The sequence below is a fragment of the Paenibacillus cellulosilyticus genome (genome assembly GCF_003182255.1).
GTDB lineage: Bacteria > Bacillota > Bacilli > Paenibacillales > Paenibacillaceae > Paenibacillus_T > Paenibacillus_T cellulosilyticus.
The window spans coordinates 1-21666 of the sequence record NZ_QGTQ01000018.1 but is presented as its reverse complement, the minus strand read 5'-3'; the positions used below and the strand labels follow the sequence as shown (position 1 = coordinate 21666).

General features: G+C 51.0%; 19 protein-coding genes and 1 pseudogene. 15 read left to right on the top strand and 5 right to left on the bottom strand.

All coding sequences use genetic code 11. The features are described 5' to 3' along the window. The 5 genes from DFQ01_RS19590 to lacZ all read left to right on the top strand — a co-directional run bounded on the left by DFQ01_RS19590 (window position 1) and on the right by lacZ (window position 8201). Entirely contained in the window at window positions 1-1767 is a 1767-nt protein-coding gene (locus tag DFQ01_RS19590) for a cache domain-containing sensor histidine kinase (RefSeq protein ID WP_110045604.1), read from the top strand. A 233-nt stretch (window positions 1768-2000) separates the two neighbouring features. Then, a complete protein-coding gene (locus DFQ01_RS19585; RefSeq protein WP_110045603.1) occupies window positions 2001-3308 on the top strand; it encodes an ABC transporter substrate-binding protein in 1308 nt (435 codons plus the stop codon). Between the two features lie 140 nt (window positions 3309-3448). Continuing rightward, a complete protein-coding gene (locus tag DFQ01_RS19580) occupies window positions 3449-4309 on the top strand; it encodes a carbohydrate ABC transporter permease (protein WP_110045685.1) in 861 nt (286 codons plus the stop codon). Further along, window positions 4309-5133 carry a carbohydrate ABC transporter permease gene (locus tag DFQ01_RS19575; RefSeq protein ID WP_110045602.1) on the top strand — a complete coding sequence of 275 codons (825 nt, stop codon included), beginning with the start codon at window positions 4309-4311 and terminating at the stop codon, window positions 5131-5133. Before DFQ01_RS19580 ends, DFQ01_RS19575 begins: the two co-directional genes overlap by 1 nt. 32 nt (window positions 5134-5165) lie before the next feature. Then, the gene (gene lacZ / locus DFQ01_RS19570; protein WP_110045601.1) at window positions 5166-8201 is read left to right on the top strand and encodes a beta-galactosidase, LacZ type; all 3036 of its coding nucleotides are present in this window, start codon (window positions 5166-5168) and stop codon (window positions 8199-8201) included. Between the two features lie 96 nt (window positions 8202-8297). Here the strand turns inward: lacZ and DFQ01_RS19565 are convergent, their stop codons facing one another. Genes DFQ01_RS19565 through DFQ01_RS19555 form a run of 3 tightly spaced genes read right to left on the bottom strand, consistent with a single transcriptional unit; the run spans window position 8298 to window position 10252 of the window. Then, window positions 8298-8978 carry a hypothetical protein gene (locus DFQ01_RS19565; protein WP_110045600.1) on the bottom strand — a complete coding sequence of 227 codons (681 nt, stop codon included), beginning with the start codon at window positions 8976-8978 and terminating at the stop codon, window positions 8298-8300. Further along, the gene (locus DFQ01_RS19560) at window positions 8979-9884 is read right to left on the bottom strand and encodes an ABC transporter ATP-binding protein (protein ID WP_110045599.1); all 906 of its coding nucleotides are present in this window, start codon (window positions 9882-9884) and stop codon (window positions 8979-8981) included. It lies immediately after the preceding gene. Continuing rightward, on the bottom strand, window positions 9881-10252 hold the full coding sequence (locus DFQ01_RS19555) for a GntR family transcriptional regulator (protein WP_110045598.1): 372 nt from the start codon (window positions 10250-10252) through the stop codon (window positions 9881-9883). Before DFQ01_RS19555 ends, DFQ01_RS19560 begins: the two co-directional genes overlap by 4 nt. Window positions 10253-10502: 250 nt before the next feature. Here DFQ01_RS19555 and prmA point away from each other — a divergent pair, with 250 nt between their 5' ends. The 6 genes from prmA to deoC all read left to right on the top strand — a co-directional run bounded on the left by prmA (window position 10503) and on the right by deoC (window position 15722). Further along, window positions 10503-11501 (top strand): 50S ribosomal protein L11 methyltransferase, encoded by a 999-nt coding sequence (prmA, locus tag DFQ01_RS19550; RefSeq protein WP_110045597.1) that lies wholly within the window; start codon window positions 10503-10505, stop codon window positions 11499-11501. Between the two features lie 6 nt (window positions 11502-11507). Beyond that, window positions 11508-12179, top strand: a complete 672-nt coding sequence (locus DFQ01_RS19545; RefSeq protein ID WP_110045596.1) for a site-2 protease family protein — start codon at window positions 11508-11510, stop codon at window positions 12177-12179. 192 nt (window positions 12180-12371) lie between these two features. Next, window positions 12372-13133, top strand: a complete 762-nt coding sequence (locus tag DFQ01_RS19540) for a 16S rRNA (uracil(1498)-N(3))-methyltransferase (protein WP_110045595.1) — start codon at window positions 12372-12374, stop codon at window positions 13131-13133. A 3-nt stretch (window positions 13134-13136) separates the two neighbouring features. Next, entirely contained in the window at window positions 13137-14519 is a 1383-nt protein-coding gene (mtaB, locus tag DFQ01_RS19535; protein WP_110045594.1) for a tRNA (N(6)-L-threonylcarbamoyladenosine(37)-C(2))-methylthiotransferase MtaB, read from the top strand. 32 nt (window positions 14520-14551) lie between these two features. Next, on the top strand, window positions 14552-14992 hold the full coding sequence (locus DFQ01_RS19530; RefSeq protein ID WP_110045593.1) for an NUDIX hydrolase: 441 nt from the start codon (window positions 14552-14554) through the stop codon (window positions 14990-14992). Continuing rightward, complete coding sequence (deoC, locus tag DFQ01_RS19525) at window positions 14985-15722, top strand: deoxyribose-phosphate aldolase (RefSeq protein WP_110045592.1); 738 nt, start codon at window positions 14985-14987, stop codon at window positions 15720-15722. The genes DFQ01_RS19530 and deoC overlap by 8 nt, the downstream gene beginning before the upstream one ends. Here deoC and DFQ01_RS19520 read toward each other — a convergent pair. Next, a complete protein-coding gene (locus DFQ01_RS19520; RefSeq protein ID WP_110045591.1) occupies window positions 15643-16620 on the bottom strand; it encodes a Na/Pi cotransporter family protein in 978 nt (325 codons plus the stop codon). The two genes, deoC and DFQ01_RS19520, sit on opposite strands and share 80 nt — an antisense overlap. A 176-nt stretch (window positions 16621-16796) precedes the next feature. Between DFQ01_RS19520 and DFQ01_RS19515 the strand changes: the two genes are divergently transcribed. Beyond that, window positions 16797-18185 carry a class I SAM-dependent rRNA methyltransferase gene (locus DFQ01_RS19515; RefSeq protein WP_110045590.1) on the top strand — a complete coding sequence of 463 codons (1389 nt, stop codon included), beginning with the start codon at window positions 16797-16799 and terminating at the stop codon, window positions 18183-18185. Between the two features lie 190 nt (window positions 18186-18375). Next, window positions 18376-19392 (top strand): LCP family protein, encoded by a 1017-nt coding sequence (locus tag DFQ01_RS19510; protein WP_110045589.1) that lies wholly within the window; start codon window positions 18376-18378, stop codon window positions 19390-19392. A 77-nt stretch (window positions 19393-19469) separates the two neighbouring features. On the opposite strand, the gene DFQ01_RS19505 is transcribed toward DFQ01_RS19510, so the two are convergent. Next, window positions 19470-20468, bottom strand: a complete 999-nt coding sequence (locus tag DFQ01_RS19505; RefSeq protein WP_110045588.1) for an LLM class flavin-dependent oxidoreductase — start codon at window positions 20466-20468, stop codon at window positions 19470-19472. 212 nt (window positions 20469-20680) lie between these two features. Between DFQ01_RS19505 and DFQ01_RS19500 the strand changes: the two genes are divergently transcribed. Then, a complete protein-coding gene (locus tag DFQ01_RS19500; RefSeq protein WP_110045587.1) occupies window positions 20681-21172 on the top strand; it encodes an NUDIX domain-containing protein in 492 nt (163 codons plus the stop codon). Between the two features lie 303 nt (window positions 21173-21475). Beyond that, window positions 21476-21666 (top strand): annotated as a pseudogene (locus DFQ01_RS19495) (IS110 family RNA-guided transposase); the annotation flags it as partial.

Genomic DNA, 21666 nt, shown 5'->3' with positions numbered 1-21666 from the left:
ATGCGAGCGATTCTCGAGCGGTTAAAATATAACGGGCTGTTCGTCAAAATGTTCGTCATCATGGTCGTAAGTATCATTTCGGTGACACTGCTGACATCTTGGGTGACGATTCGGATGTCCGAGCGTTTGTTCATGAATACGTTCAGCATTACGAACTCGAAGGTTATTACGCAAATCAAGACGAACTTCGAGTCGTTCAATTATGCGGTCATAACGGCTGCAAACAACGTCCTGCAGAGCGGTTCGATCAAAGGGTTCCTCTCTCAAGGGGATGGAGACAGTGGTACGATTGAAACGAACAGAATTTACTTCACGGCCATTCAGCTGATGAAGCAGTATCAAGCCAATTTGGATGCTTATGATGTCGGAATGACCATTATTGGTGCGAATGGGAGAAGTTATACAAGTGACAACACCGTATGGCCGATTCCGAAAAATCAGCTTCGTACGCATCCCATTACGATCAACACGAATGCAGAGCCCAAACGGGTCATGTATCAATTCAGCGGGGGGACGCCGGATTCGTTGAATCCCGTCATTGTGGCAACCAAGGCGTTGTATGAAAGGACGTCTGGCACCTTATATGGCGATCTGTATATCGCGATACGTGAGACTGCGTTCAAGCGCTTCTATACGAATTTCACAAGTGACGGGAACGATGTTGTTATTCTCAATCGGTCAGGTGTCATCGTATCCAGCAATCGCGACGATCTGATCGGTAAGCTGAATGTCGGACTGCTGAGCTTTGCCAAGCAGATCGAAGAGGAAGGTCTTCCGTATAAAAATGCCTCAGTTATGGGCGGCGAATATGTACTGCTGGCCGAATATTTGCCAACATACGATTTTTATGTCGTCAATTTGGTCGATAAGGAGACAGCGCTGGAGCAGCTCGTAAATACACGGGCGGTAGCGCTCATTTGTGCTGCGATCGTTCTCGTTGCGCTCTTAATCGTATTCGTCATTTCGAAGAGGCTGACGCGTTCGCTGTCGCTGCTCGTAAGGCAAATGTCCAATGTTACCAAGAAAAACTTCCACAACTACATCAATGTCAAAGGCAGCTTCGAGGTGAAGGAGCTTGGCTATGCTTATAACTACATGCTGGATGAGTTGAACGATTACGTGAAGCGGCTGGTGGAAACGCAGCGGGAGCAGCATAATGCAGAACTTGCCGCTTTGCAGATGCAAATAAATCCGCATTTCCTGTATAACACACTGGCCTCCATCAAAATACTAGTACAGCAGGGCAGCAAGGAAAAGGCGTCGGATACCATCAATGCGTTAATTTCGCTTCTGCAAAATACGATCGGCAACGTCAGCGAGACCGTTACGGTAAGCGATGAGATCGAGAACCTGAAGCATTATGTGTTCATCAACCATATGCGTTATGGTGAGCGAATCAAAGTAAGTTATTTTGTCGCCCCGGACTGTTTGGATGTTCGTGTTCCTAAGCTGATCCTGCAGCCATTCATGGAGAATGCGTTCTTCCATGCCTTCAATGATAAACCGGATGGTTATATCTACGTGCTCGTGTCGGCAGAGGCAGGCTCGCTGCTGTGCGAAATCGTCGACAATGGCTCCGGTATTGAGGGGCTGTCGGATAATGGCAAGCTGCCTAATCCCAAAGGAGGCAGACAGCTGTTCTCCGGCATTGGTATCCGCAATGTCCATGATCGTATCGTCCTATTGTATGGGAATGCGTACGGGGTAGTGATCGACAGCAAGCCTGGCGAAGGAACGAAGGTTAGAATTCGAATGCCGCTGTTGTAGCTTGATTATTTACAAATGACCTAACAAAAGTACCAGAAGCTAAAACGTTTACAAAGTACCAAGTAAAGCGCTTTACAATGGACAACAGAATGACAAGCGGAAGGCAAATTTATTGCTAACGTCCGGTTTTCGCAGGATGCTATGATGATGTTGTTAGCCGGCAAACGCTTTCAATGAAGGTTTCATAAGTACACCAAACATAAGCATCGTATGAAGAAAAGGGGTTGTTACGCTTGAAAAAAGTACTCGTATTGCTGCTTGCCAGCTTCGTTCTGCTGACGGCATGCTCGAGCAAATCAGACAACGACACATCGACTTCTGAAGGTACGAACGACACAGCTTCGCAGGGAACCACGGAATTGACGGCTTGGGCTTGGGACGCTAATTTCAATGTCGCGGCTCTTAATATGGCGAAGGATGTATACGCAACTCAGAATGCAAATGTGAAAATCGATGTTCAGGAAAACGCGCAAGCAGACATCGTTCAGAAGCTGAACACGGGACTCAACTCCGGCACGACGAAAGGTCTGCCGAACATCGTACTTATCGAAGACTACCGCGCACAAAGCTTCCTGCAAGCTTACCCAGATGCGTTCTATGATCTGTCGAGCGTAATCAACGCTTCCGACTTTGCAGATTACAAAATCGGACCAACGAGCTTGGACGGCAAACAATACGGCGTTCCGTTCGACTCCGGTGTAGCAGGCTTGTATGTTCGTAAAGACCTGCTTGAGCAAGCAGGCTACAAAGTAGAAGACCTTCAAGACGTTGACTGGGACAAAATTATTGAAATCGGTAAAGCAGTGAAGGCTAAAACGGGTAAAGCGCTTCTGACGCAGGACCCTAACGATCTGGGCCTGATCCGCATGATGATTCAATCGGCTGGTTCTTGGTACACGAAAGAGGATGGCACGACACCTGATCTGAAAGATAACGCAATACTGAAACAAGCGCTTGAAACATACAAGAAGCTGATGGAATCCGACATCGTAAAAGTAACGTCCGACTGGAGCCAATTCGTTGGCGCATTCAACAGCGGCGATGTTGCATCGGTTCCAACGGGTAACTGGATCACGGCATCGGTCAAAGCGGAAGCTTCGCAATCCGGCCAGTGGGCAGTTGTACCATTCCCGACGCTGCCGAACACGCCTAGCTCGGTTCATGCTTCGAACCTTGGCGGCAGCTCGTGGTACGTGCTTAACATCGACGGTAAAGAAGCAGCAGCTGAGTTCCTGAAGCAAACGTTCGGTTCCAATGTGGATCTGTACCAGAACTTGAACAAGCAAATCGGCGCAATCGGCACATTGAAAGCAGCCGCAAGCGGCGAAGCGTACAGCGCGGCGGACGAATTCTTTGGCGGTCAAACGATTACTGCAGATTTCGCAAAATGGACAGAGCAAATCCCGCGTGTTAACTACGGCATGCATACGTACGAGATCGAAGATCTTCTCGCCGTAGAAGTGCAAAATTACTTGAACGGTAAAGATCTGGATAAGGTGCTGTCTGATGCACAATCGCAGGCAGAAACGCAAATCCAGTAATACGGCATGACACCTTGGGCGCACGCATGCTCCGCCCTGCCGACTCATGGCGGTAAGGCGGAGCAGCAAGCCCAAGGTTTTTATTTTCAGACGAAAGGGGTTAGGCTGACGTGAAAACGGCAAAGCCCGGCATTAAGCTCATGAACAAAGGCCGACTTACTGGTTGGTGGTTCATCGCAATCGCGGTCATTATGATTGCAGCCTTTTATTTCTACCCAATGATTCAAGCGCTGCTCTTGTCTTTCAAGTCAGGCAAAGGTGCAAATCTGCACTTCACAGGCCTCGACAACTATAAGCGTCTCTTCAGCGATAAGACATTTCTGACGGCAGTTAAGAACACCTTCATCTACCTCATTATTCAAGTGCCGGTTATGATCGTGCTTGCTATGTTCATCTCGGTATTACTTAACGACAGCAAGTTGAAGTTTAAAGGTTTCTTCCGTACAGCGATTTTCCTTCCATGCGTTACATCGCTAGTTGCTTATTCGATTGTGTTCAAATATTTGTTTGGTGCAGACGGTCTCGTCAACATGCTGCTCACGAAGCTGCATTTGATTTCAGCTCCGATTCAATGGATTACGGATCCCTTCTGGGCGAAGGTGACCATTATTATCGCGATCACATGGCGTTGGACGGGCTATAACATGATTTTTTACCTCTCCGCGCTTCAAAATATCGACAACTCGATCTACGAAGCAGCACGGATCGACGGCGCTTCATCGGTTAGACAATTTTTCAGCATTACGGTTCCGCTGCTCAAGCCTATCATCCTGTTTACGTCCATTACGTCCACGATTGGTACGCTCCAGCTGTTCGATGAAATTGTGAACATTACGAAGGGCGGACCAGGCAACGCAACGATGTCGATTTCTCAGTACATCTACAACTTGTCGTTCAAATATTCACCGGACTTCGGTTATGCGGCGACTGTTTCGTATTCCATCGTAATCATGATCGTCATCTTGTCGATCGTTCAGTTTAAAGCGGCAGGTGAAAAATAATGGATAAGATGAAACGAACGTTTACTTATGTGTTTCTAAGTGTTGTCTCGCTCGTCTCGATCTTCCCGTTCCTGTGGATGCTCGTCAGCGCGACGAATAAATCCGTCGATGTCACGAAGGGCAAGCTGACGATCGGCTCGCATTTGGTTGAGAACTTCAAGAAGCTGACCGATACGATTGATCTGGGAACAGCATTCTGGAACTCGGCGAAGATTTCGATTATTACGACGGTTTTGGCCTTGCTGGTTGCTTCGCTTGCAGGGTATGGTTTTGAAATTTTCCGTACCAAAGCGAAGGATGCCGTGTTCAATATTCTTCTCATGTCGATGATGATTCCGTTCGCGGCGCTTATGGTACCGCTGTTCAAGATGTTTGCGTCCATCGCTAACAGCTTCCCAGCACTTGGCGTTAATACACTGCCAGCGGTTATCTTGCCAACGTTCACGACGGCGTTCCTGATCTTCTTCTTCCGTCAGAGCACGAAGATGTTCCCGAGGGAACTGCTCGAAGCAGGCCGTATCGACGGTCTACGTGAGCTTGGTTTGTTCTTCCGCATTTACATGCCAACGATGAAGACCACTTACGCAGCAGCTGGTATCATTACGTTCATGTCGAGCTGGAACAGCTACCTGTGGCCGCTGATCGTATTGCAAACGCCAGAGAAGAAAACCATTCCGCTGCTGATCTCGAATCTGGGCTCCAGCTACTCGCCTGATTATGGCGTTATTATGACAGCCGTTGTCATCTCGACGATTCCGACGGCGCTCGTGTTCTTCTTGATGCAGAAACATTTCGTAGCAGGTATGACGGGTTCCGTGAAGTAACGGTTTGAAATAGGAAGGCAGGAGATAGAGCAATGACTAACGTAACAAAACCAAGCCTCGACTGGCTTTCGGATCCGGCTGTGTTCGCTGTTAACCGTGTCCCTGCCCACTCGGACCATCGCTATTATGCGACGATGGCAGAGGCGCAGAAGCTTGCACCGATGGCGATGCGGCACAGCCTCAATGGCAATTGGAAGTTCAGCTATGCTGTTCATCCGGCAGCAAGAGCTGAGTCGTTCTATCAACTCGATTACGACTGCGGCGGCTGGGATATCATCGAGGTACCAGGCCACATTCAATTACAAGGATACGGCAAGCCGCAATACGTCAACACGATGTATCCGTGGGACGGCCATCATGATCTGCGTCCGCCGGCTATTCCGGAGAACGACAATCCAGTAGGCAGCTATGTGAAAATATTCGATTTGCCGCAAACGATGGAAGGCAAACCGGTATTTGTGTCTTTCCAAGGCGTTGAATCAGCTTTCTATGTATGGCTGAACGGCCAATTCGTTGGTTATGCAGAGGACAGCTTTACGCCATCCGCGTTTGATCTTACGCCTTATGTGCAAGCTGGTGAGAATAAGCTCGCGGTTGAGGTGTATCAGCGCAGCACAGGCGGCTGGCTGGAGGACCAAGACTTCTGGCGTTTCTCGGGTATTTTCCGCGACGTCTACCTATATACGGTGCCAAATGTTCACGTTCGCGATCTGTTCTTGCGCACGGAGCTTAACGATACGTTCAGCCAAGGTACGCTGCTTGTGGAAGCGAAGCTAAGCGGCGTGTCTGCTAGTCGTGTTGCATTCGAGCTTCATGATGCAGCGGGGCATCAAGTGGTTGCGGGCGAAGCTGCTTCGCCTAGTGAGCTTGCTTCTGTGTCGCTGGATGCCGGCGCCGTCCAGCTGTGGAGCGCAGAGCGTCCTTATCTCTATACATTATATGTGCAAGTATTCGACGAATCAGGAGCTCTTGTTGAAGTTGCACCTCAGAAGGTTGGCTTCCGCCGCTTCGAGATGGCAGATGGCATCATGAAGATTAATGGTGAGCGCATTGTCTTCAAAGGTGTGAATCGCCACGAGTTCAACCACCGCAGCGGCCGTGTTATTACGGAAGCCGATATGCTGTGGGACATTAAGATCATCAAGCAGAGCAACATGAATGCGGTTCGTACGTCCCATTATCCGAACCAAACGCGTTGGTACGAGCTTTGTGACGAATACGGCATTTACCTGATCGATGAGATGAATCTCGAGACGCACGGATCATGGCAGAAGATGGGGGCAGTCGAGCCTTCCTGGAACATTCCAGGCAACAAGCCGGAATGGCATGATATCGTCATGGACCGAGCAGTGTCGATGCTGGAGAGGGACAAGAATCATCCTTCGATCCTCATCTGGTCTTGCGGCAACGAGTCCTATGCGGGCGAGGTTATCCTCAGTGTAACCAACTACTTCCACGAACGGGATAGCAGCCGTCTGGTTCACTACGAAGGTGTATTCCATAACCGTGATTATGATGCAGCGAGCGACATGGAAAGCCGGATGTATGCTAGACCTGCGATGATCGAGGAGTATCTGAACGATAATCCTCAGAAGCCATACATTAGCTGCGAATATATGCACGCGATGGGCAACTCGGTTGGCGGCATGCACAAGTACACGGAGCTGGAGAACAAATATCCGAAATACCAAGGCGGCTTCATCTGGGACTTCATTGATCAAGTGCTTGTCAAGCAGAACCGCTACGGCGAGACGTTCCTCGCTTATGGCGGAGACTTCGATGATCGCGCTACGGATTATAACTTCTGTACGGACGGCATCGTATACGCCGATCGCCGCGTATCGCCGAAGATGCAGGAAGTGAAATATTTGTACCAGAACGTGAAGCTGACGCCGGATGCGAAGGGTGTACTTGTTCGCAATGAGAACCTGTTCATCGGCACAGATGGATATACGCTGAAGCACACGCTTTTCCTCGAGGGTGAAGAGGTATTCGCTGGTAAGCAAGATATTCAAGTGGCGGCGCAGACGGAAAGCTATATCCCACTTGAGCTGCCGGATACGTCTCAAACAGCTGGCGAATATGCACTGCATGTATCGCTGGTGCTCAAGCAAGCAGAACGGTGGGCAGAAGCAGGACACGAGGTTGCATTCGGGCAGTATGTGTTCCTCGTAGAGAGCAAACAAACAGCCGCGCTTCCAGCAGGTCCGCTGCGCGTTGCCCATGGTGACGTCAACATCGGCGTTCATGGCCGCGACTTCAGTGTCATGTTCTCGAAGCAGGCGGGCAGCTTGACGTCGCTCCGTTATGGCAGCCGTGAGATGATCGCTGCACCGCCGGCGCCGCTGTTCTGGCGTGCGACGACGGACAATGACAAGGGATACGCGCAAGGCTTCGAAGCAGCTGGCTGGTATGCAGCAAGCTTGACGCGCAAATGCGTCGGTATCGACCTCAAGGAGCAGCCTGGCAGCGTAACGGTCTCGTATCGCTATGCCCTTAGCATCAGCAAGGATGTAGAGGTTACGGTCAGCTACACCGTCTATGCGGATGGCAGCGTGAATGTTCAATCCCGTTATGATGGCACAGAGGGACTGCCAGATCTTCCGATCTTCGCCTTGTCGTTCAAAGTACCGGCTGACTACGCAAACCTTGATTGGTATGCAAACGGACCTGAGGAGAACTATATCGACCGTGCACACGGAGCTCGCCTTGGCGTCTTCCGCAATCAGGTATCCGATAACGTAGCGGCATATGTTGTTCCACAGGAATCCGGCAACCGTACGGGCGTCCGTCGCGTTAACATTGCTGATGACAGCAGCCATGGCATTCGCATCACTTCGCCTGCGACGCAGCCGGTAGAATGCAATATTTCGCCGTACACGGCGTTTGAGCTTGAGAATGCTGCGCATCATTATGAATTGCCGAAGGTACATTACACGGTTGTGACCGTTGCTGGTCGTCAGATGGGCGTTGGCGGCGATGACAGCTGGGGTGCTCCGGTGCATGATGAGTATCTGATCAAGGCAAACCAGTCGTTATCGTTTGAATTTACGATTCGACCTCTATAACGATTATCCGCTTGCGGCACTCGTCTATAGCAAAGCGCCTCATCGAACCTGATAACAGGCCGGTGAGGCGCTTGTTTTATTAAATCAATGACATGGTTAGGTGCATCGGCGAAGTAGTAGGTATGAGACCGCCGAGAACAGCAGTGTAATTGGCAGCGTCCATAGTGCAAGGCCCGTCATCGTTTGATCTTGCAGCCAATTGAAGATATTCGTCCAATAATCGTTCAGACCAATAACGAACGAAGCGATTGTACCGAGAAGGACGATAGCGAGCGCGCCGATGAGCAGACCTGTTTTGTTGAAACGGCGGTAGTACGTTCCGATCAGAATGCCGGCAGCGAACATGTTGAGCAGCAGCACGAACGGAATCCACAGTCGGTTAATAATCGGACCATCGCTCCAGTATGGCAGCTCGAAGAAATGAAGTCTAACGCCCCAGTAATTCGTCCACTTGCCCTCGGTCATTGACATAAGGAACAAGAATACGGCAAAGACCAAGACGGTTAGAAGGCCAGTAGCGAAGGTTCCTCTGTAATAATCCAGCCTTCGGATGCCCATGCCGAGTGCGAATGGAAACGTCTGTGCGAATGTAATAATGCCCATAACCATCATATAGACGAAGATCGATGATAGGCCGCCTGTGTAGATAGGATCATCGGTGAACGCGCCGATGAGCACATTGATGATGAAGCTGGAAAGGAGGACGGCAACCGGAACGAGCAGCCAATTTAACTTTTTGCGCAAATGCATGCGTACGACAGTGGATGTACGGTTCATTTATTTTGCCCCCTTATTCGAACTAGTGTCTCGATTTTGCAGGCGGGTGTAATAGACCGTTAATTGCTGCAAGGAGACAGGTGCGACGGCAAGACCAATTGATTCTGCTTCCGACTGGCCTGAGGATGAACCTGGGTTATTCAGAATCGATGCTGTCACAAGGCCGCCTAACTGCTGGCGATCGATAACGGTTCGCCCCGCTATGAAGCGTTCGACGGCGACGGCCGGCCCCGATACAGAGAAGGCGCGACCGCGCAGCGAGTCTGTTTCCTCATCCAGCAGCAATTGTCCGCGATTAATGAGCAGCACGTGTTCGAGCATGGTTCCAACTTCGTCGATCAGATGTGTGGACAGCAGTATCGTTCTTGGGTGCTCGGCGTAATCCTCCAGCAGACGATCATAGAACAGCTGGCGCTTCTCGGCATCCAGTCCAAGATAAGGCTCATCGAATATCGTCAGCGGCGCCCGGCTCGCTAGGCCAATGAGAATGCCTACAGAGGAGAGCATACCGCGCGACAGCTTCTTCATGTTCCGCTTCAGTGGCAGTTGAAAGTCCTCTACGAGTGACATTGCAAATTCGCGATTCCAATTCGGGTACAAATCAGCTGCTATTTCCAGCACGTCGCGAACGTTATAGTTATCCGGATACTTCTGGCTTTCTTTAATGAAGCAAACCTGCTGCAGAACATGGTTATTCTCGTAAGGGTGTTCGCCGAACACACGCAATGTGCCGCTCGTTTCGAACTGCTGGGCAGTCAGCATATGCATGATCGTCGTTTTGCCAGCGCCATTGCTGCCGAGCAGACCGTAGATTTTGTCGGCTTCGAGCTTGAAGGTGACGTTGTTGACGGCTTTCACATCGCCATAGGCTTTCGTTAATCCGTTCACTTCTACCACATGGGTCATTGTTGTGCAGCCCCTTTCTTGATCATGTCATTCAATTGCTCGGTCGTAATGCCAAGCCGGTTCGCTTCTCTCACCAAGTTGATAATGTACTGCTCAAAGAATTGTTCTTTGCGTTTTGTTAATGCGATCTCTCGTGCACCCGTCGCTACGAACATGCCAATCCCTCTTTTCTTGTACAAAATCCCTTCGTCAACGAGCAGGTTGACGCCCTTTGCCGCCGTTGCAGGGTTGATGTGGTAGAAGGCCGCAATTTGTGTAGTAGACGGCGCTTGCGCTTCTTCTTCAAGCGTACCTTCGATAATGTCGTCTTCAATTCGTTCAGCGATCTGTAAGAAAATCGGCCGTGTATCATCCATTGCAGGACCCATTCAAGTTCACCACCGTGTTGGTTAATTACTCATGTAACTAACCATACAACCGATGAACTTAACTGTCAATGGGCACGGCTTGTCTTTTTATGAAAATGGGCTTGGCTGGTCGGTTGAGAGGGGGCAGGAAGATTTTATGGACCGATTTATGCTACAATAGTCGCTATCAGGCAGTACAAAGGAGCGTATGCTTCCGGTACAGGTTTAAAGCGTATTGTTATGAAGTAGTATCTTTTAGGAGGACACAACATTGAAATGGCATGAACTAACGATCTCGACACGCGAGGAAGTCGTCGAGGCGATCTCTGATTATTTGCACGAAGCGGGCGCAGGCGGCGTCGCGATTGAAGAATCCGGTTCGCTGGAGCGTCCACGCGACACGAAGCTTGGCCAGTGGTATGATCGGCCGCTGAATAATATCCCGATCGGTGATGCGGTTATTCAGGGCTATTTTGCAGAAGAGACCGAAATGGAGCCGTTGATTGCGGCGATCGAGCCGTTTATCGCGGGTCTGCGTGAATTTGATCTTGATCCAGGCGACTTCAAGCTGTCTTATAAGATGGTGGATGAAGAGGACTGGGCGGATTCGTGGAAAAAGTATTTCAAACCGATCCGAGTGTCCGAACGTTTGACGATTCGTCCGACTTGGGAAGAGTACGAGGCTGGTCCTAACGAGCGCATTATTGATCTTGATCCAGGGATGGCGTTTGGTACAGGCACGCATCCAACGACGGCACTGTGCCTTCGCACGCTGGATTCCGTTATCCGGGGCGGCGAAGAGGTAATCGATGTTGGTACGGGCTCCGGCATTCTCGCAATCGGAGCAATGAAGCTCGGCGCGAAAGCGGTGCTTGCCGTTGACCTCGATCCGGTAGCGGTATCAAGCGCGAAGGAAAATACGCGTTTGAACGGCTTGTCCGAGCAAATCGACGTTCGTCTGAGCGACCTGCTTGGCGTTCTGAAGGGCGAGACGAAGGACGAGAGCGGTGCAGATGCTGGCCCGATTAACGTCAGCGTACCGGTCGATGTGGTCGTAGCGAACATTTTGGCAGAAATCATTATGCTGTTCATCGGTGACGTGTATGACGCGCTCAAGCCAGGCGGAATCTACATAGCTTCGGGTATCTGGAAGAACAAAGAGGAAGTTGTAGAGCAGGGTCTGCTGCAAGCAGGCTTTGAAATCGTGGATCGCCGTCGCGAAGACGATTGGATCGCCTTCGTTGCGAGCAAGCCGAAAGCGGGTGAATAAGCCGGAATGGAGAGCCTTCTCTGGTTTCCGATTGGAGAGTTTCCTTTTGTCGTCCTGACGTTCATTATTGCGTTCACGGTGCACGAATTCGCGCATGCGTACTCGGCTTATAAATTCGGTGACATGACGGCCTACAATGCCGGTCGAGTCACGCTCAATCCGCGCGTCCATCTGGACGTGCTCGGTACGATTCTCATTCTGCTGGCAGGCTTCGGTTGGGCGAAGCCTGTTCCAGTCAACCCGAACCGATTCAGTAAACCGCGGTTGATGAGCATTATCGTGACGGCTGCGGGGCCGATCAGCAACTTGATCATGGCTTTCGTCGGCCTGCTAGCCTTTCATCTGCTCTTTAGTACAGGAGTACTCGATTCGAGCTCCGTTGGCGTACAGAAAGCATTTTATACATTCCTTATCGTTTATTTTGTACCGATGAACATACTATTGTTTCTGTTCAACCTTATTCCGCTGCCGCCGCTTGACGGTTATCGGATCATATCGAACTTGCTTCCGCTGCGCGTACAAATGAAGCTGGAGCAGAATATCCAATGGGGCATGTTTTTCTTCCTGCTTCTCGTATTTATTCCGCCGCTTCATGATATTACGATTGGGCCGTTATTCAGTCTGATCGATGATATTATGCTTGGGCTTAATGACATCATTGCGCCTTGGTTCATTTAGCTGGCAACGAGTTCAACATGGATTGCACAGGCGATCCATGGTATCATGAAGGTTAGTATTTTGGATCTTTCGTAAAAAGTGCGAGTTCAAAAAGGTCGGTTTTCAGCACCTGATGCCGAATACGCTTCTTGTGATGCTTCGTGATCAAAAGCGGACTTTTTGAACTACCTCTAAAAAGTGTGGGTATGACATATGCAAAGATATTTCGTGCCGACGGAGCAGTTCACTGCTGATACGGTCGCGCTGATGGGCGATGATGCTCATCACGCGTCCCGTGTCATGCGGATGCGCGTCGGCGATTCATTCATTGTAAGCGATGGAGCGGGACGCGAGGCGATTGCCAAGGTTACCGACATCGCAGCAGGACGCGTTGATGCCGCGATTGAGGAGCTGCTAGCTTCGGATCGCGAGCCTGCTTGGCAGATTACGATCGCTCAGAGCTTGCCGAAGGGCGATAAGATGGAGCTTATCATCCAGAAGGGAACGGAGATTGGCGCTTATGCGTTTGTCCCGTTTGAATCCGAGCGGATGATTGTCCAGTATGACGCCAAGAAGGAAGCGAAGCGTCTCGAGCGCTGGGAGAAAATCGCCAAAGAAGCAGCAGAACAAGCGCATCGCAGTCGTATTCCTAGCATTGCTAAGCCGCACAGCTGGAAGCAGCTCGTTGGCAGCATGAAGGAATATGACTTGGTGCTCTTTTGTTATGAGGAAGAAGGGCGCAGTGGTTCAGCTGGTCTGCGCGGAGCAGCAGCACCGCTGGCCGCAAGCCGTGACTTGCGTGCGCTCGTCATTGTCGGGCCGGAGGGCGGCTTTACGGAGCAGGAGGCGTCAGAGGCGCAGGTTGCAGGTGCCGTACTTGTCGGCTTAGGCAAACGAATTTTGCGTACGGAAACAGCGGGTATTGTCGCACTGACGGCACTGCTGTACGAATCCGGAGAAATGGGAGGACTATAAGAAATGCCATCAGTCGCATTTTACACCTTGGGCTGCAAAGTTAACTTTTACGATACGGAAGCGATGTGGCAGCTGTTCAAAAACGCCGGCTACGAGCAGGTCGATTTTGAAGAGAAGACAGCTGACGTTTATATCATCAATACATGTACGGTTACTAATACGGGTGACAAGAAAAGCCGTCAGATCATTCGCCGGGCGGTTCGCCGTAACCCGGATGCTGTTATTGCGGTAACCGGCTGCTACGCGCAGACGTCGCCTGCAGAGATTATGGCGATTCCAGGTGTCGACCTCGTTGTTGGCACACAGGATCGCGAGAAGCTGCTTGATTTCGTTGGTCAGATCCAATCGGATCGTACACCGGTCAATGCGGTACGTAACATCATGAAGACGCGCGAATTCGAAGAGCTCGATGTGCCTGATTTTGCCGATCGTACGCGTGCATTCCTGAAGATTCAAGAGGGCTGCAACAACTTCTGTACGTTCTGCATCATTCCATGGTCCCGCGGCCTGTCCCGCAGCCGTGATCCGAAGAGCGTTATCTCGCAAGCCGAACAGCTTGTGCAAGCCGGCTACAAGGAGATCGTTCTGACAGGCATTCATACGGGTGGCTACGGCGACGACATGGAGAACTTTGATCTAGCCGATCTGATTATGGAGCTGGAGAAAGTCGAAGGTCTGGAACGTATCCGGATCAGCTCGATTGAAGCAAGCCAAATTGACGAGAAAATGATCGACGTGCTCAATCGTTCGAGCAAAATGTGCCGTCATTTGCATATCCCGCTGCAAGCGGGCGAAAACTCCGTATTAAAGCGGATGCGCCGCAAATACACGACAGAAGAGTTTGCTGCTAAGATTAAGCGTCTGCATGAAGCATTGCCTGGCGTTGCGATTACGACCGACGTAATCGTGGGTTTCCCGGGCGAGACGGAAGAAATGTTCGAAGAAGGCTTCCGTTTCATGCAGGATATCGCGTTCTCCGAGATGCACGTATTCCCTTACTCCAAGCGTACTGGTACGCCTGCAGCCCGCATGGACGATCAAGTGGACGAAGAAGTGAAGAACGAACGCGTACACAAGCTGATTGAACTGTCGGAGCGCATGCAGCTGGATTATGCGAAGAAATGGGTTGGCGAGGTTGTAGACGTTATCCCTGAACGGGATTACAAAGGTGCACCGGGTACGGGTCTTGTCATGGGTTACTCGGATAACTACTTGCAGATCGTGTTCGAAGGTACGGAAGCGCTTGTCGGCCAGCTGTGCCGTGTGAAGATTACAGAGGCAGGCGTGAACGAATGCCGTGGACAGCTCGTACGCGTGCTGGATCAAGGCACGACGTCGGTACGCCATGAAGTGAGCGCACCTGCTCTGGAAGCGAAGGCGCTGTAGATCAATCGATAACCGTGAGAGGAGTGCCGAGCATGAAAGAAATATCGGCCGGAGGCGTCGTATTCCGTCGCACCGAGGACAATGTGCTGCAAATTCAGTTAATTCAGGATCGTTATGGCAAAGTGTCGCTTCCGAAAGGCAAGATGGAACCGGGCGAGACGGTCGAGGAGACGGCACTTCGTGAAATCGTCGAGGAGACGGGCATGATCGGCTCCATCATTTCACCCATCGATCAGATTAAATATCAGTATAAGCACGAGTCCAAAGGGATCGTAGACAAGGAAGTTCACTACTATCTCGTAGAGGCAATTGGCGGAACGCTTCAGCCGCAGGTGGAAGAGATTCGCGGCGTTGACTGGTTCTCGCCGGAAGAGGCTTGGCGCAAGCAGCGTACATCCGGCTATGACAACAATGATCGCATTCTTGCTGGCGCGCTGAGACTGCTCGGCTTGGAGGCAGAGAGTCATGCTTGAGCTCTGGTCGCCGGATAAAAATATTGCACGTTTCATCGATCATACGCTGCTCAAGCCTGGTGCAACGACCGAAGAGATCGATCGTTTGTGCCAGGAGGCGATGGAGCATCATTTTTACAGCGTGTGCGTGAACGGCTCTTGGGTTTCTTACTGCACGGAGAAGCTCGCAGGCACAGATGTTGCAGTGAGCGCCGTCGTTGGCTTCCCGCTTGGTGCAATGTCTACGAAAGTCAAAGTATTCGAAGCGGCAGAAGCGGTCGAGGACGGCGCTGCGGAGATTGACATGGTGCTGCCGATTGGCGCCTTGCTCGAGGGGCGCTACGGCTTCGTGGCGAACGATATCGGAGCGGTTGTGCGTGCTGTTGAAGGCAGCGCGATCGTGAAGGTTATATTCGAGACGGGGATGCTGAACGATGAGCAGAAGTCGGAGGCATGCCGGGTTGCGGAGGCTGCAGGCGCGCATTATGTGAAGACCTCCACAGGTTTTGGCGTAGGCGGCGCTACGGAAGCAGATATTCGACTCATGCGCAAATCCGTAACGCCGGGTATCGGAGTCAAAGCTTCAGGCGGCATACGCAGCCGTGAGACGGCGCTTGTGATGCTGAATGCTGGCGCAACGCGTCTGGGCACAAGCGCAGGCGTTGCGATCGTTACCGAGGCTGGATCGAACGCGAGTTCCACACCGGCAAGTAGCACAGCGGCAGAGCCAGGAGCGAGCACGCCATATTGAATATCGTCTGAGCGTGAGCGATTTGTGCGGCTGGCGAGTGGCTGATAGCGGCTGCAGCATCGGATAACAGCGGAATGAACGGGAGAAACAGCAGTGCGCCCGCAGCGTTCAGGACGATATGGGAGATTGCGACGCCTCGTCCAGCATTGGTTGCACTGATGGCGGCAAGCATCGCGGTAAAGCAGGTTCCGATGTTGGCGCCGAGCACAATAGCGACGCTAACCTCAATCGGCATAGCGCCTGTGGCGGCAAGTCCCATGACAAGCCCGATAACGGCAGCGCTGCTGTGCACCATTGCGGTTAGCAGCGTACCCGCTGCCAGACCCCACAGCACGCTGTCTCGCGAGCGTTCTAGGAATGATTCGAACAGGCTGCTTGCTTGTACAGCAGGCCCGATGGATTGCATGGTCGTAATGCCGATGAGGATAAGCGCGAAGCCTGCTGAGGCGACAGCAAGCAGGCGAACGGGCTGAAGCATCGGTTCGGCGCGGCTCCATGCTAAGATGCGCATCTCGCCGAGAAGAGCCGTTAGCAGCCATGCAGCGGAAGCGCCAATGAGCATCGGCAGCGCAATGCGCCCGATCTGGAGGCCAATCAGCTCAGTCGTCAGGCAGGTGCCAATATTCGTACCGAGTACGATACCGAGCGTACGTGAAAACGTTAATAGCCCTGTATTGACGAGGCCGATCGAGAGGACGGTAACGGCGGTGCTGCTTTGCAGCACCGCCGTTGTTGCAGTGCCCGTCAGAAGACCGTGAACGGGCGTAGCGGTGAAACGCTTCAATACGGCGGACAAGTAAGGTCCCGCCCATCGGCTGAGCGCCATCTCCATCAGCTTCATGCCGAACATGAAGATGGCGAACCCGAGTATAAGCGGTGCGATTATGGCATGCATCATAGCAGAGGCTCCTTTCCTAACAGCGGACAACATACGTCATCATGACGATCATGAATAGAACATACTTCGAAACGTCATTAAGCACTATTCGTATTTGTATGTAGCGGCAAGGACTGAGATGACAAGCCTCTACGATTGGATTGAACAAATTGGATTGCGGAAGGAGATGGACGATAGTGACACGAGCGACGATTATTTTGAGCAAAAATCGCAAGAAAAGAATTGAGGAAGGTCATCCTTGGGTATACGCCAGTGAGATCGATCGGATGGAGGGAGAGGCGCAGCCTGGCGATATTGTCGATGTGCTTAACCACCAGCGTAAATATATTGCGAGCGGATTCTGGAATCCTGCGTCGCAGATTACGGTTCGAATTGTCAATTATCAAACGGGTATCGAGATGGACACCGCGTTTTTCCGCGAACGTTTCCAGCGCAGCGCCGATCATCGCCGCCGCTTCGTGAGCGACGTCGATTGCCGTCTGGTGTACGGTGAGGCCGATTATCTTCCAGGCCTTGTTGTTGACCGCTTCGGAGGCGTACTTGTTGTACAAATATTGACGCTGGGCATGGATGTGCGCCGAGATGCAATTGTACAAGCACTTATCGAGGTTTTTGCGCCGCAAGGCATTTATGAGCGCAGCGATGTTGGCGTACGTTCGCTCGAGGGATTGGAGCAGCGGACAGGCGTATTGTACGGCGATTGCCCGCGTATCGTCGAGATTATTGAGAACGGCCTCAAGATTGAAGTGGATATTGTTGAGGGGCAGAAAACGGGGTATTTCTTCGACCAGCGGGAAAATCGCGCTTCCATCGCACCGCTCATGACGGGCTGGGGCGAGCGCAGCGGCATTCGCCTGCAGGACGTTCCTGCAGAGGATGGGGCCGGGGTGAAACGTGTTCCTGTTAACCCGAACGGCAAGGAAGTGACGTTCCCTTATTGGGATGGCGCGACGGTGCTGGAGTGCTTCGCGCACACGGGAAGCTTCACGCTGCATGCGTGTCAATACGGCGCGAAGAAAGTAACCTGCCTCGATATTTCGGAGCATGCAATTGATACTGCGCGCCGCAACGTTGCTCGCAACGGCTTCGAGGACCGGGTAGAGTTCGTTGTAGCCGATGCTTTCGATTATTTGCGCCAGCAGGCAAGAGGGGTGGACGAGCGCGCTGCTCGTGCAGCTGTTAACCGCGAGGACAGCAGCAAGGTCGATACGTCCAAGAAGATGACGGCAGGTGGCGGCCGGACATGGGATGTCGTCGTTCTCGACCCGCCTGCGTTCACGAAGACGCGTGGTGCGGTCGGCGGCGCAGTTCGTGGATACAAGGACATCAACCTGCACGGCATGAAGCTGGTGAACGAGGGCGGCTATCTCGTGACAGCCAGCTGCTCGTACCATATGAAGCCGGATTTGTTCCTGGATACGATTCAGGAAGCGGCAAGCGATGCGGGCAAGCTGCTTCGTCTCGTCGAATGGCGTGCCGCAGGCAAAGACCATCCGCAGCTGCTTGGCGTCAGCGAAGGACACTATCTTAAGTTTGCAATCTTCGAAGTACGCAGCAAGCGTTAATTGCTGCTTAATTCATATAAAGAACAACGAACTTATGGGTATGCCAAAGGTTCGTTGTTTTTTTATTTTTCACTTATTGATCTAGGATGGGGGAAGTTGCTAGCCGTTAAATGTTTTACAAATATGGGGAGTGGGTTAATTGTGTTTGTATGTAATCAACTATTAATCATGTGAAGGAAGAGGAAATACGATGGGTAATAACAAAGGTCAGCTCAAACGAGCCAAAAGGAAGAAAAGGAGGGGGCGTCCGCTGCTGCTGGTGCTCGGCATCGTCCTTGTACTTGCTGCTGGCTCGGGGCTGCTATTTAAAAAGCAGCTGGCGCTGTTTGCTTTTCATGCCTTTTTCGAGAATAACATAAAGAGTACGCTTGAAGATTCCTATGTCCCAGTTGATGAAGCGGATGAACAAACCGAGGATCAAGCCGACGAACCATTCTCCTTGCTGCTCATTGGCACGGACCAGAGAGAGTCAGAGCCTGCTCGTTCCGACACGCTCATCTTCTCGGTTGTGCGGCCTAAAGATAATCGGATGCTGCTCCTGTCCATCCCAAGGGACAGCTACGCGACGATCGTTGGCTACAAAGGGGATGTGAAAAGTAAAATAAATTCGGCTTATGCACACGGCGGCGTAAGCATGACGATCAATACCGTTGAGAATTTGCTGGACCAGCAGATTCAATATTATGCAACGGTTAACTTTAAAGGCCTTATCAATATCGTAGATACGTTAGGCGGCGTCGAGCTTCCTATCACGAAGGACATTGTCAATAAACAAAAGGACCATGAGAAGTTTACGATCGAGGCGAATAAACCGATTTACAGCGGCGAGGAAGCACTGAACTATGTGCGCTATCGGGAAGACTCGGATTTTAATCGGACGGCTAGGCAGCGGGAATTTATTGGTCAACTGTTTAATCGGATCAAAACCTTTAGCAACATGACCAAGATTGACGATGTCATTCGAATAGGCGGCGACAATCTTCAGACGAATATGAAGCCGGATAAAATCATCGATTTGGCTGAATCGACGTTTAAAGCCTCACCGCAAATTACGAGTTATATGCTGAAAGGTAAAGACGCCATGAAGAGCGGCATCTATTACTACATCCTGGACGAAGATGATGTGAAGTTTGCGAATGAGGTTATTGGCAAATGGTTGAACCCCGATACGAATGTGATGGACTTAAGCATTGAAGAGGCGAGTTAGTGTGATAAAAAGACATTCATCCCTGCGAATGGAGGGGTGAATGTCTTTTTGTTTCTTGATTTGAAAAGCAGGCCTTATTACAGAAGCTCTCGAGCTAACAGCCGAAGCTGGTTCAGTCGAATCTGTTGCGTCGGAGCCGACGCAGAGATCATGATTTCATCAAATCCAAGCGCTTGTTGGTCGGCCTGCAACTGATCGGCAATCTCAGAGGCCGTCCCGACGAGGTGCAGTTTGCGATCTCGGTTGGACTGGATGAGTGCGCGATCTGATGCGGTAAGCGGATATTCGAGCGCTTCCTCGGGCGTAAGCGGCTGCTGAATGCGGCCTTTCATCAAGAAGAGGCGGCTTAGATCGACAGGCAATGCAATGTACTCGGCTTCTTCTCTCGTTTCTGCGATGGAGATCGAATAAGTCACATTGATGACAGGCTTCTCCATGAACGTCGATGGCACGAAGCTTGACTTATACGCGTCGAAGATTTCCTTTGACATTTCCCCATTGAAAAATTGCGCGAACGAATAGCCGACACCCAACCGGCCAGTGCGAACCGCGCTGTTGCCGGTGGAACCAAGCAACCAGGCTTCCGGCAGCCTAATCTCTGCAGGTGTAGCAACAAGTCCATCGTGCAGCGAGTCTGTGATCGACTGACCGCTTATAAGATCTAAGGTCGTACGAATCTTGTCATATAGATCCGTAGGTAGATAAGGCCGGCCTTCCGCCAGCGCTTGCGTGGAGCGATGATCGCCGCCAGGAGCGCGTCCAACGCCAAAATCGACGCGGCCTGGCGCGAGGGCGCTCAGCGTCTTGAACACTTCAGCCATTTTATACGGCGAGTAATGCATCGCCATGATGCCGCCAGTGCCTACACGAATACGGTTCGTCTTCGCAGCAATGAACGACGCAGTAATCTCCGGCGCGCTGCTCGCGAGCGTCGCCAAGTTATGATGCTCGGCCAACCACATGCGATGATAGCCCAATTCCTCTGCCACCCGTGCCGTCTCCACCGCATTCTGCAGCGCTCCGCTCGCCGTATTCCCTTTCGCAATTGGCGCCTGATCCAAGATGCCTATTTTCATGACGTATCATTCCTTTCTTCTTAGGTTCATTGTAATAGAGCCGCACTCCTCTTTCAACTGTTGCAAATATTGCACAGAATAAAAATTTATATAGCAGCGATCGCGTTTCATAGTTTGTATCTATTAGTGAATAGGAAGCTGGTATTATTCTCGAATAAGTCGATGTGATAAACTTCCGACAAAAGGACATTGTTGTACAAGGAGGAGAGTAGATGAGAATTGCTTGCTCAGCAGGAGGTTTCATTGTTAATGACAACAAAGTATTGCTCGTCCAAATTACATATGGGGCGAATAAAGGGTATTGGATGCTGCCGGGTGGTTTTGTCGAGGAAGGGGAGTCCTTCGAAGAGGCAGCAATTAGAGAAGTGAAGGAAGAAACCGGACTTTACGCAATTCCTACACGCCTAATCGGTGTTAGAACGGGCTTCAAAGAACGACCTGATGAGCTCGAACACGGCATCTACTTTATTTTTGAAATGGAAGTCCTCTCCGGCGAGCTCGTTGCAGACGGCTCCGAAATCTCAGAAGTAAAATATGTACCTATCCCTGATGTATTAGCCCACCCTCAGGTTGTAGGCTTAACCAAAGAAATCGTCCGTTCCTACCAGCATGCATCCCAATCCTCAGGTTTATCCCGTACAGCCTCTGAAATCCAAACCAATAATAAATACGCCAAGTACAAGGTGTACTCCTTGATGGAGTAACATGCTGCTTCACAACGGTGCTAACCGATCTAACACCGTTTGTTTGTTTTTAATCTAACCTTTGCTCCCTGCCACAATGCCAACTTCCCAACTCGAAATCTACATTCTGCGCGTAACCAATAGATCACTCATCTGAAGTAAGTCTTACGGTTGCCACGGCGCTTATTACGTCGAAAACAGCGACTTTGCATCCGTAAACATTCCTGTAGAGTCTAAGATTTGAGCTTGGACAAAAAAAGGAGCGCCTCGTATGATGGGGGTTGAACGGATCAATGTCCTAAAACCCATCAGGAGGCGCTGTATATGAAGTTTACTCGAAATGACCCAACAAATCAACGTATCGAACGAATTACCAATCATCACATCATCGTAGGGATCGACATTGCAAAAGATGTACACGCTGCACAAATCACAGATTTTCGCGGCCGCATGCTAACATCACGTCACCTTTCTTTTACGAACACGAAAGAGGGCTTCGAGAAGTTATTCCATTG

What these genes read in the sequence shown, in the direction of transcription:
- DFQ01_RS19555 (WP_110045598.1), bottom strand. Translation starts at nt 10,252, where the DNA reads ATGGGTCCTGCAATGGATGATACACGGCCGATTTTCTTACAGATCGCT.
- DFQ01_RS19590 (WP_110045604.1), top strand. Translation starts at nt 1, where the DNA reads ATGCGAGCGATTCTCGAGCGGTTAAAATATAACGGGCTGTTCGTCAAA.
- deoC (WP_110045592.1), top strand. Translation starts at nt 14,985, where the DNA reads ATGCTTGAGCTCTGGTCGCCGGATAAAAATATTGCACGTTTCATCGAT.
- DFQ01_RS19505 (WP_110045588.1), bottom strand. Translation starts at nt 20,468, where the DNA reads ATGAAAATAGGCATCTTGGATCAGGCGCCAATTGCGAAAGGGAATACG.
- DFQ01_RS19500 (WP_110045587.1), top strand. Translation starts at nt 20,681, where the DNA reads ATGAGAATTGCTTGCTCAGCAGGAGGTTTCATTGTTAATGACAACAAA.
- mtaB (WP_110045594.1), top strand. Translation starts at nt 13,137, where the DNA reads ATGCCATCAGTCGCATTTTACACCTTGGGCTGCAAAGTTAACTTTTAC.
- DFQ01_RS19545 (WP_110045596.1), top strand. Translation starts at nt 11,508, where the DNA reads ATGGAGAGCCTTCTCTGGTTTCCGATTGGAGAGTTTCCTTTTGTCGTC.
- DFQ01_RS19580 (WP_110045685.1), top strand. Translation starts at nt 3,449, where the DNA reads ATGAACAAAGGCCGACTTACTGGTTGGTGGTTCATCGCAATCGCGGTC.
- DFQ01_RS19530 (WP_110045593.1), top strand. Translation starts at nt 14,552, where the DNA reads ATGAAAGAAATATCGGCCGGAGGCGTCGTATTCCGTCGCACCGAGGAC.
- DFQ01_RS19560 (WP_110045599.1), bottom strand. Translation starts at nt 9,884, where the DNA reads ATGACCCATGTGGTAGAAGTGAACGGATTAACGAAAGCCTATGGCGAT.
- DFQ01_RS19565 (WP_110045600.1), bottom strand. Translation starts at nt 8,978, where the DNA reads ATGAACCGTACATCCACTGTCGTACGCATGCATTTGCGCAAAAAGTTA.
- DFQ01_RS19540 (WP_110045595.1), top strand. Translation starts at nt 12,372, where the DNA reads ATGCAAAGATATTTCGTGCCGACGGAGCAGTTCACTGCTGATACGGTC.
- DFQ01_RS19520 (WP_110045591.1), bottom strand. Translation starts at nt 16,620, where the DNA reads ATGATGCATGCCATAATCGCACCGCTTATACTCGGGTTCGCCATCTTC.
- DFQ01_RS19575 (WP_110045602.1), top strand. Translation starts at nt 4,309, where the DNA reads ATGGATAAGATGAAACGAACGTTTACTTATGTGTTTCTAAGTGTTGTC.
- lacZ (WP_110045601.1), top strand. Translation starts at nt 5,166, where the DNA reads ATGACTAACGTAACAAAACCAAGCCTCGACTGGCTTTCGGATCCGGCT.
- DFQ01_RS19510 (WP_110045589.1), top strand. Translation starts at nt 18,376, where the DNA reads ATGGGTAATAACAAAGGTCAGCTCAAACGAGCCAAAAGGAAGAAAAGG.